This window comes from Mucilaginibacter boryungensis, from assembly GCF_015221995.1.
Taxonomy (GTDB): domain Bacteria; phylum Bacteroidota; class Bacteroidia; order Sphingobacteriales; family Sphingobacteriaceae; genus Mucilaginibacter; species Mucilaginibacter boryungensis.
The window spans coordinates 2,019,079-2,030,492 of record NZ_JADFFM010000001.1 but is presented as its reverse complement, the minus strand read 5'-3'; the positions used below and the strand labels follow the sequence as shown (position 1 = coordinate 2,030,492).

Annotated in this window: 7 protein-coding genes; all 7 read right to left on the bottom strand. The window is 43.1% G+C overall.

Features of this window, described 5'->3' with window-relative positions; genetic code table 11:
• Nucleotides 1–110: 110 nt before the first annotated feature.
• Nucleotides 111–1,634, bottom strand: a complete 1,524-nt coding sequence (locus IRJ18_RS08480; protein WP_194105754.1) for a RagB/SusD family nutrient uptake outer membrane protein — start codon at nt 1,632–1,634, stop codon at nt 111–113.
• A gap of 20 nt (nt 1,635–1,654) precedes the next feature.
• Complete coding sequence (locus IRJ18_RS08475) at nt 1,655–4,927, bottom strand: SusC/RagA family TonB-linked outer membrane protein (RefSeq protein ID WP_194105753.1); 3,273 nt, start codon at nt 4,925–4,927, stop codon at nt 1,655–1,657.
• Between the two features lie 168 nt (nt 4,928–5,095).
• Entirely contained in the window at nt 5,096–7,948 is a 2,853-nt protein-coding gene (locus tag IRJ18_RS08470) for a glycosyl hydrolase (RefSeq protein ID WP_228072638.1), read from the bottom strand.
• 49 nt (nt 7,949–7,997) lie between these two features.
• The gene (locus IRJ18_RS08465) at nt 7,998–9,224 is read right to left on the bottom strand and encodes an oligogalacturonate lyase family protein (RefSeq protein WP_194105752.1); all 1,227 of its coding nucleotides are present in this window, start codon (nt 9,222–9,224) and stop codon (nt 7,998–8,000) included.
• Nucleotides 9,225–9,243: 19 nt separating this feature from the next.
• Nucleotides 9,244–9,993, bottom strand: coding sequence for a polysaccharide deacetylase family protein (locus IRJ18_RS08460; protein ID WP_194105751.1), 750 nt, complete (start codon nt 9,991–9,993; stop codon nt 9,244–9,246).
• Complete coding sequence (locus IRJ18_RS21005) at nt 9,993–10,433, bottom strand: SGNH/GDSL hydrolase family protein (RefSeq protein WP_228072631.1); 441 nt, start codon at nt 10,431–10,433, stop codon at nt 9,993–9,995. The genes IRJ18_RS08460 and IRJ18_RS21005 overlap by 1 nt, the downstream gene beginning before the upstream one ends.
• Entirely contained in the window at nt 10,430–11,320 is an 891-nt protein-coding gene (locus IRJ18_RS08455; RefSeq protein ID WP_228072629.1) for an SGNH/GDSL hydrolase family protein, read from the bottom strand. Before IRJ18_RS08455 ends, IRJ18_RS21005 begins: the two co-directional genes overlap by 4 nt.
• Nucleotides 11,321–11,414 lie beyond the last annotated feature (94 nt).

Here is an 11,414-nt window from a genome sequence, read left to right as displayed (position 1 = left end):
TTGCCAAATGGCATCCTGTAGCATCCTGCCAAAAACAAGAAAAGCGGCCCTGGCGAGCCGCATTTTCTTTTATTAACCAATTTATTACAGAAAAGACGTTTACTTAATGTTTAATAGCCTGGGTTTTGAGTGTATAAGCCAGGCGTAGTATCTATCTCACGCTGAGGAACAGGGTAAATAATATAGTTAGCGATAGCTGGTTTAATAGCTTTTTGGGCATCGTCCTTAGCAATCCACGCATTCATGATCGTTAACAGATTACCGCTTCTTTGCAAATCGAACCAACGCAGACCTTCATCGGCAAACTCGCGGCGGCGTTCGTCAAATAACTGCGGCAATGTTACCCCGGTGATTGAGGGTAAGCCTGCCCTGGTACGTACCTGGTTAACAATAGCGTCCACATCACTTTGAGAGCCTGGGGCACCATGTAAAATGCACTCGGCTTTCATCATCAGTACATCGGTGTATCTGATAGCTATGTAGTCAATACCCCAGTCGAAACGGCTTAGTACAGAAGATAGTTTAGAAACATCCAGCCATTTTTTAAAGAACGGACGGTTCTCGGTGCTTCCCGCGTTAGTATAGCCGGCAGTATAAATTGTTGCTGCTTTGCGCACATCTGTGGCAGCATAGCTGCTGGCCAAATCAGGTGATACCGGGATAATTTCAAGGCTTCCGTTTGATTTGGTGTCTTTCAATGAAAGAAAATACCCATTAGGTGTTAAATTCCATGGATATGAGGCACCATATAAGTCACTGGTACCACTAATACCAGACGTATAAATCACATCAAAAACAGATTCCTTATTAACGGCAGGCCCTTGATTGGTGTAGGCGAATATATTAGCATAATTAGGATTAAAAACAAAGCCGCCATTGGTAATAATATCTTGCAATAAAGGCAGTGCCAAATTCCATTCATTTGATGCAAGACCCGGACCTTCAATGCCGTATGTAGGGCCTGATTTAGCCATATATGCCTCGGCCAATAATGCTTCAGCTGAATACTTTGTTGCACGGCCAACGTCAACACCTGTATAGCTGCCGGGTAAATTAGCAATAGCGAACTGCAGGTCAGAGGTAATTAATTTATATACATCAGCTACCGGGCTGCGGCTTATTGTGTTGGCTTCAGCTGCCGAAACCGGGTGATCAATTATTGGTAGTTTTCCAAAATATCTTACCAGGTCAAAGTAAAAGAACGCGCGTAAAAATTTTGCCTCGGCCTGTAGCCTGGTAGCTAATGTTGCTGAACCAACTAAACTACCATTTTTTGCAAGTTGGTCTAATAAGGTATTAGCACGGAATATACCATTAAAATCGGTAGTCCATGCCTCAGTTACATAGGCATTAGCCGGCAGCGATGGCGAAAAGTCGTTTATAGGATCCCAATCGCGCACGGTTACCGATACACCATAAATATTATCCGAACGTATTTCAGATAAGTTTTGAAGACGGTTTGGATAATTATGCAAGTCCGCATAAATAGCGTTTGATGCTTGTAAAAAATCGCTCGGTTGCAAATAAAAGGTAGCGGTTGTTGACGTTGAAATTGGCACCTGATTTAGGTCCTTCTTACAAGCTGTCATTAAAGCAACGGCTGATATGGTTGATAGAAAGAATATCTTTTTCATTTTGATAATATTAAAAATGATTAAAAAGTAACGTTTAACCCGAAGATGAGTGATTTGGCCAATGGCAAGCCACCGTAATCACCCGGTTCAGGATAGTTACTGTCTGAACTAATAGCCGTATTCTGCGCTTCAGGATTGAAACCACCATAGTACTTATCATGACCAAAGAAGTTTTCGGCGGTAACGTAAATACGGGCAGCGCTTAAGAATTTAACTTTTCCTTTGAATGCATTTTTCAGATTGTAACCCAGGGTGATATCCCTTACACGATAATAATCAGATGAATACAACCAATCGGTATTGGCTACGAAGCCGAATGTTGAGTAAGCTTTACTTACACGCCCAGCACCAGGATTATCAGGTGAACGCCACCTGTTTACGTAAAATTCAGGTGCATTATCTGTAAAGCCTTGACCTGTACGCGTAATAGCACGGCCTAATAATGAATAGATAGAACCACCGTTTTGGCCCTGTACTAATACGCTTAAATCAAAACCCTTAAAACGTACAGTATTGGTGACACCCCAGGTCCAGTCTGGACTTGGATGCCCAACAATTTGTTTATCAGCCTCGGTAATTACACCATCACCGTTAAGGTCTTCATATTTAGGGTCACCAACGGTTTCACCTGTGCCGTATAAGGCAACTTTGTTAGTGATATCGGCCTGGGTAAGGATACCTATTTGCCTAACCACATAAATACTGTTCAATGGCTGACCAACTTGTAGTATGTTGTCAGATACATCAAACGAGTTAGGTATAATGATACGCTGTTGGTTGCCATATAACGAAACTACCTTGTTGGTATTGTGTGTTAAAGTAACTGAAGTACTCCAGGTAACCTTGCCAGACATATTATGGCTGGTTAATTCCAGTTCCTCACCAATATTACGTACCGAACCGGCATTGCGGAAGCCGCTGGTAAAGCCAGTCGCTCCCGGTACAGGCACATTTAGCAATAAGTCGGTGTTTAATTTATTATAATAATCAAATGAACCTGTTAAACGGTTTTTGAAAAAACCGAAATCAACACCAAAATCATAAGTTTGCGATTTTTCCCAACGCAGGTCGGGGTTAGCTAAGTTGCTTGGCGCCTGGCCTATCGCTATAGCTTGGGTAGCACCCAGATCGTAACCATAAGAACCAATTTGAGCAATACTGGCATAATCACCGCTAAAAGCGTTATTACCATTTACACCATAACTGAAACGAAGTTTTAAATCACTTACGGTCTTAGAGTTTTTCATAAAATCCTCTTCAATTACCCTCCAGCCTACTGAAGCTGACGGGAAAACACCGTATTTATTATTCATACCAAAGCGAGATGAACCATCTTCACGTATACTGGCCGATAACAGGTATTTGTTTTTATAATCGTATTGCGCACGGCTGAAATACGATACTAAAACACTTTTAGAAGCGCTTGAACTACCAGTGGTAGCTGCGGCAGCATTCAGCGTTTGAATAACGGCGCTTGTATACCCGCCAGAGGATGATAACGATGATTGATCTAAACGATCGGTATTATATGATTCACCCAACAGTACGTTTAAGTTGTGTACACCGCCAAAAGTGCGGCTAAAATTCAGCGTATTCTCGTTTACAAAAGTTTGCCTTTTAAACGTGTTGTATGAACCAGACGTAGCTGAAGTTACATTTGGGTTGGTAGTAGCATTAAATGTCCTTGTAGAAAGCGAGCCTGTAATGGTATAAGGCGTGTAACCGTTCGACGTATTATCTACGTTATCAAGATTGAGTGAACTTCTTAATACCAGGCCCTTAATAATTTCATATTCGGCAAATACAGTTCCCAAAGTACGGTATTTCTTTGTTTGCCCTACTTTATACTCAAGTTTAGCAATCGGGCTATTAGCTGAGTTACTCCAGCTGTATTGAGCATTTTTAAATGCATTTGTATATAATCCTACAGTGTCTTCCTGGATGGGACTGTAACTGATAGCCTGGTGAAAGATGTTGTCCTTGCCTTCTACGCCGGGATCTTGAGCAATGGAGAATGTTGGGGCTATATTAACACCCAATTTGAAGTTTTTAGCAATATTTACTTCCACATTAGCACGGGCGGAATAAGCCTTATAACCCAAGCCTTTTACAAAGCCGTCCTGGTTAGCATAATTACCTGATACAAAATATTTCACATCTTCCGTTCCACCACTTGCGCTTAACCCCTGGTTTTGCATAGCGCCTTTTTGTTCAATCGCTTTTTCCCAATTGATATATTGCAGGCCCGGATGGCCGGGTTGGGCCCAACGAGGATCTAACATATAAGCTGTGCTGAAAGCACCACCATTTAAGGCTTGTCTTTTTGCAGCATCATCGTTAGCAGTTGCGCCGGCCGATCCATATTTTAATACGTATGCCGCGTTTATCATTTCTGTCGCACGATCAATCCATTCATCTCCGTTTAACATAGGCAGATATTTGGCGGCCGCGTTATAGCCAAAATAAGCGTTGTAATTGATTTTTGCTTTACCGGTTTTGCCTTTTTTGGTAGTGATCAATACGACACCATTTGAAGCACGGGAACCGTAAATAGCGGCAGCAGCGGCATCTTTCAATACCTGGATATCTTCAATATCATTAGGGTTGATATTATCCAACGGGTTACCTGTGCCGAATGAGCCACCGGTACCTAAAACCGAAACGGTTAAAGGGAAACCATCTATTACATATAATGGTTCGTTACCTGCAGTAATAGAGCCAGTACCGCGTACGTTAACGCTAAAAGCCTTTCCCGGAACACCGGTGTTTTGTTTAACTGTTACGCCTGCCATTTGACCAACCAATGCCTGATCAACACGGGTAATAGCACGCTCGTTAAGATTATCAGCTTTAAAAGTAGCTTGTGCACCAGTTACATTACCACGTTTTTGTGTACCATAACCAATTACAACAACTTCATTTAACTGGCTGTTGGTTTCGGTTAGGGTTACATTTATTTGGCTGCTGCCACCAACCGTAATTTCCTTGGTATCATAACCAACAGATTTGAATGTCAGAACCTGACCGGCAGAAGCTTTAATACTATACCTGCCATTAACATCGGCAACGGCACCTGTTTGTGTTCCTTTAATTTGCACCGAAACACCAGGGATGGGCATATTTTTAGTGTCTGTTACAATACCAGTTACGGTTTGTTGTGCACTTTGCAATACTACAGTTTTAGACCCATTTGATAATGTGGCGGTTTGCTGTGCATTAGCATTATATACTGCCAGGTTAAAAAAAAGCAATAACAATAGCACTTTACTGAGGTAAATAAACGCTTGTTTCATAAAATTTATTTAAGGTTTAACTGTTTGGTTCCAGTTTTTATAATTGTTAAACGAACTTAAAGTATCGTGTAAAAACAAGTGTCCTGTAGTGTCCTGCTTTTGTATTGGTTACGTTACAAAAGCAGGACACTACAGGATGGTTTAAGCTCAAATTCCGTAGGTTTGAGCTTATTTTGGGGTTACTATACTCATGGGGGTTAGTGTAACGGGGCCAATTAAGCCCGAAGCTTTCGGTTCCCATTTTGAGGCATTAAATAAACCGTCTGGCCCGCGTGAATCGCGACCGTGCGATTGGAAATTGGTATTATAAAATATACGATATGGGATATTCCGTTTATCCATATCAATAATACGGTTAGCCATTAAATTAGCCACTTTTATTTCCAGTTGGTTGTTTGCTTTTAGTTGTGATGCCGGAATATTTACGATGTATTGCGGGCCAAGTAATGTAGCCAGTTTTGCCCCGTTCAAATAAACCTCCGCTTCTTCATGTACTTTGCCCAAATCAAGCTGATAGTTGGTTGCTGTTTTAGCCGGTTTGTTGAAAGTAATGGTATAACTGCCTGTACCTGAAAACGCCTTTTCAGCATCACCACCCAACTCAGTCCACGATTTTAATTCGCTGGTTTGAATTGTCGCAGGCAGTGTCGGGCCGCCTTCGGTGAATCGCAACGTCCAGTTACCCGCTATATTTATCGCATCGCCAAAAGGCTGATAGTAATTATAAGCTGCACCTGTAATTACCGTTGGCGATGTTTGCAGGATACAGCTTTCACCCGGTTGCAATTGCAGATAAACACTGGCACCTCTCCCTCTTTTGTTGATCTTACCCAAGCCCGATTGCTTAGTCATTGGGTTAAATATCACCACCGATGCTGCGTTTTTTGCCAAAGGCACCCAGGTATCAACTGCTTTGTCGCCTTTGTTGGCTACAAAATAACTGTTACCTGTTTTATAGGTGCGGCGCACAAATTGCAAACCGTTGTCTGTCATTGCCTCCCTGGTGATGCCCGCAACTTCCATTAATGGGGTAATTTCATCAGATAGCAGGAAGCGCCCCTTACCTATTTTGGCTACCTTGACCCCATTATTTGTATTGGTGAAATTAAGGCTGCCGAGCAGATTTTTAAATATGGTTTCACGTTTATCCAAATTCCCATAGCCCGGTACACCTGAAGGCAGGTTTTTATAAACAACCACGATTGCACCGTCATTAGCCAGAGCCATAATTTTAGTAAAACTTTCAAGCGAAATATATTTACAGTTAGGCAACAGGATGGTTTTGTAATGGTTACCGTTTGAGATAATGCCACCAGATGTTGTCTGTAAGCCCAATATTTGTTTATCAGAGATAAAATCGAAGGTGTAGCCCTTCTTCAGCATTTCGGCCGATGAAGTTTCAAAGCCTGTACCCATAAAATCGGGGCGCATGCCGGCATAGTGTTTCAGCAAATCGCCACGACCTAACTCGGAGAAACTATCAAACAATGGGTAATAAACCAGCACATCATTATCAGGTTTGCCTTGCTGCAAGAACGATTGCGTACGGGCGATGTAATTGTTCAGCGTAGAAAAATCATTCCAAAATGGATTGGTCTGATTAAAGTGCACTGCGGCATAGAATAACCAGCCAGGCCAGGCTGCATCCTTAGGCGAATAGCTGATACCATGATAAAAAATATGGTTAACGCCACCAATAAAGAGTTTATCTATTGCCTGTTTTACATCACCTAACGATGACAGGAAATGATCATTCAGCCAGGTTGCCGATTCGGACGATGCTAATGGTTTCCCCATTATGTGAGCTGCAGACGTAGCGGGTTTATAGCTCAAAATATCATTACCCTCAGTCTCGGGAATATCAATAGCCCCATATAGATCTAATATATTGGCCGGTGAACCGTGCGATTGATTACGAATCAGCGCGCCTTTGGCCTTAGCCCAATCGTGCCATGGTTTGGTGAAGTTATCTAATAGTAAATCAGATATCGTTTCACGGTAATCGCATAGTACACGGTTATTAATGTCTTTACCATCTTTGCTGAACAAGGCATCCAAATGATCGCGCAGATCGTAACCACGGCGTTTAGAAAATTCATCAAAAAACTGTGGTGTAAAGTTCGATTGCCCACGGGCGTCATCCACTTCATAGGAATCGTTAAAGAAGCTACGGATACCACTCAGATCTTTACCAGCAAAAGCTTTATCAAACCTATCCAGGTAATGATTTAGCGCCGGTTTTGAAAAATGGTCTATCACGAAACCTTCGCCACCCGGCGCGGCGCGTTCTACCATTTTACCGTGCCAGCCCTGGAATATCGCATACAACTTCCAGTCGCCGGCAGGTGGTGTCCAGTTCAGTTTGCCATCGGCATCAACTTTATTTGTCAGATTGATATGCTGGCCTTTTTCATCATAAGCCACAAGGATCGTCAACGGGATATGCTTTTCAAACCTTACCTGGTCAAGCGCCATTAACTGAAGATTCTTATTACTGCTGATAGGTTCTATCAAATCGGTAATTTTTGGCGCTACGCCATCGGCACGTACCAGTGGTTGTTGAGTAAAAGCTACTGCTTCATTTAGTTTTTCGCCGCCTTTCACGCTATATGTTTTCCAGAACATTTCCTTACTGGCATCTTCGCTGGTAACCCACGGACCACCAAATGGCCAGCCTGTAGCGTTGGCCAGGTCAATTCCCATATTCAGGCGTTTACCTTCCTGCAAAGTATATTGCAGCATACTTACCCATTGCGGCGACAGGTAAGTGATAAACTCACTTTCATGGCCTTTTACCCCATAAATAGGTGTAATTTCCAAGCCCCCCAAACCGGCAGCTTTATAGCTTTCCATGTTCCAGGTTAAGTCTTTTTTGTTTACTGCGCTGCCTTCCCACCACCAGCGTGCCCAGGGTTTGGTTTGTTTGGTAATAACCGGCCAGGCAATTTGCGCCATAGCGTTATAAGTACCTAAAGAAAGCGCAACGGCGACAGCTATTTTGATATGTTTATGAAATGACATGAACGTTAAATATAAAATGACCTAATGTCTCAATGACTAATGACGTTAGTTAATGTTTCGCTATTTCCACCGCGTAGGTTTGCTCCACCCCCTCAAAGTTAGCACGGAAGATGATCCACTTTTCATCGGGCGAGAAATGCACGTTGGGCTCCAGCTTATAGTTGTGGTGTTTCATATTCACCAGCTTTTCCGATTTTAACCTGTCGCCGTTTGGCTTAAATAGGTATAGCCATTCCCCATCGGGCGCTTTGGCTACCTGTCCCGGATCGCCGCCATCACCGCAGAAAGTTTTCTCATCCTTGGTTACGTTAAAGTGTATCGACCATTCGTTCCTGTCCATTTCATACATGCGGTCTTCTTTGCCTGTTTTCATATCAAAAGCCGCTAAAAAGAAGGTTTTGCCTTTCGGTTTTTGCAGGTCGAACCACTCGTGCTGGCCACCGATACCAAAAAATTCGTGACCGGCAATCTCATTCACCATCGTGCGTTTGTGCATCAGTGTATTTTTCAGGGTTTTGATGTTGATATTCCAGATACGGTCATTCTTTTCCCAGGGCCCTTCGTGGCAATAAGAAAGGATATCCGGATCAACTGGCGAGAACAGCAGGTGATTAGTCCATTCATTCTCACGGTGTATCTCGGTCAGTTCACCTGTTTTGACATTAAGCTTATAAAGGATATGTTCGATATGCGCATCATAAATACGATTGAAGTACTGACTCTTTTCCGGATATTTTTCGTGTATCTGGCGTTCCAGGTCACCGGTTGCTTTTACGCAGGCCAGGTAAGTACCATCGGCATTAACAGTACCGACGCGCCCTTTAAACGATGGATCGAACGCATAGATGAACCTGTTTTTACCTGTAATGGCATTCACCGCGAAAACGCTATCCCCGCTTTGATAATAGGCGTCGTTAGTTTTGGGGCAAACCATTTCTCCCGCTATCGCCTTGTGATTGGTCAGTTGTTTAATTTCCAGCGTTTTCAAGTTCACAGTAAATAACTGGTTTCCCATAGCCTTATCGGCTACGCTGCCATAAAACACCATCAAATCGCCTTTACTGCCTTGGGGTACAAAGCAATAATTATTGAAATAGAAACTGGCATTGCTGGTGCCCGGTCGGCGCGATAGGCGCACCACTTTATGGCCGGTATCTTTGTCAATCCACTCGTTGGGCATTTCTTTGCCACCGGTTTCCATCGTTTCCTGGGCTTTAACAGTCAGCAAGCCTGCCTGTACAAATATCAGCGCAAGCAAAATCAATTTCTTTTTCATATGGTCAATTTATTCAGGTTCAATTGGTAACAACATATTTATTCAGGTCGCGCATGGCGATCACTTTGTAATGGTTCTCTTTCAGAAACTTCAGGTAACCTTCAAAAATCTCAACCGAGGTAGTTACCCAGGGATGCGCATCATCCGGCACGCCGTGGATAGTTAGCACAGCTATTTTGCCACCTTTAGCTTGTTTTAAAATATCGTAGGCAGCATCGGCTTTTTCACTGTGGGTGGTATAGCCTGGCATCAGCATTGGCTCGTCGGTTTTTGGGTCATATACCCTATCCCATCCGCCGCGGGCAAACTTGTAGCCCTTCTTTTTAAGAACTTCAATTGCCCGGCGACTGGTATCATAGCCCGGGTATGCAAAGCTTACGGGCTTAGGGATATGGTACTCATCAAATTTTTGCTCTATGTAACTTAGCTCCGAGTTTAGTTTCTCGTCAATAATCTTATTTACATGCGTATGATGCCAGGTATGGTTGCCTATTTCAAAACCCATTTTGCTGAGTTCGGCAACCTGCTCCCAGCTCATGTATTTGGTTTTATCACTAAAATCGGGCTTGCCGCCAAACTCGCACACAAAAAAAGTGGCTGTAAAACCATATTTTTTTAGTAACGGCGCCACGTTTGTGTAATGACTTAAAACAGCATCATCAAAAGTAAGTACCACCAATTTATCGGGGATAGGTTTCTTTATTCCCTGTGCTTGGGCATACATGCAGCATCCAAACATCACCAGTAATATGTAAGCAATTATTTTCATCAATTTCCCGCTGGTTTTACGTTACTCCATTTAGGGCTGGGCGGTACACTGAAACTTTCTACCGGATCAGGATGCGATGGATCGAACGTTGATTTGTCTATAATATATTTTTCAATCCCTAAATGATTGCTTTTAATACCCTCCATTACACATTTGGCTATCTCATAAGCACCATAACTGTTAAAGTGTGTATTATCCGCCAATGCCTTTGTTTGTCCGGGGAATGTGTTAGCAGGATAATGCACCAACGCTTTTGTTGAACCTTCTTTGCCTAAAGCTTCATAAAACTTAGTGGTCATGGCATTTAAGTCAATCAGGGCAACGTTCATATCTTTGGCCACCTTGCGTGCAGCGGCGGGGAAATCGCCAAGGGTATTTACGACTTTTCCGCTATCATTAAATTCGCGGCGGGCAGTCGAGGTGACAATTACCGGGATCATTTGCTTTTCCCGGGCGCGATGATGAAAGTTTTGAACCTTTCAGTGTATGATTTCCAGGCGCCATCATTAGGGCCTTTTTCTTTCTGATCGTTATGACCGAATTCAATAAACAAGTAATCACCAGGTTTTGCTACACTTAACACCTTATCCAATCGGTGGCTGCCTAAAAAACTTCCCAGGGTAAGCCCCGATTCCGCGTGATCGGCAACTGCGACCCCCGGTTTCAAAAAGCGTGTGATCATTTGCCCCCAGGCGCACCAGGGTTCTTCATCCTGGTCAACAACGGTTGAGTTGCCTGCAAGGAAGATGGTGATCTGGTCGTCAACCTTTTCGATTTCTACCGCGTCAACACAGGGCTGGGTGTCGTTAAATTCAAGGGTTAGCTTGTCGTCCCAATCGTATTTACCAATCTCGCGCGGGTTACGGCGCACTTCGCCACCGGTACTTATTTGCGGCTTGCGGATGTTGACTATAAAACTGATCTTTTTAGTATCGTTGCTGGTTTGTACTTTTTCCAGCATCAATCTGCGCGATTCGGCCTTTACTGTTGCCGTGCTTGTACCCTTGATATCGCCCAACGTAACAGTAACCTTATAATTCCCTTCGGGTATGTTTACTGAAAAATAGAACGGTTTATCGCTGGTGATATAATCGCCGGTGAGTGATTTTTTCGCGTCGCGAACAACCGCTGTAACCTTTGAACCGAAGTCGAACCCATACCCAGTTTTATCGGCTGTGGTATCCTGCGGTGTAATTTTGGTGTAGCTCTTAGCCGCCTTCCCGCTGCCAAAATCGAATTTAAAGCTGGTTTTTACATCCTGCGCAAATAATTGTGCAGAAACAGACAGGCATAGTATTGACAATATGATCTTTAAAGATGATCGCATCAGCATAGGGTTAACAGGTTAATTGGATACTGTAAATTGACGGTTTATACAATTTTAAAGTTATGCCATGCTGTTATATTGAGCATCCTGTGCT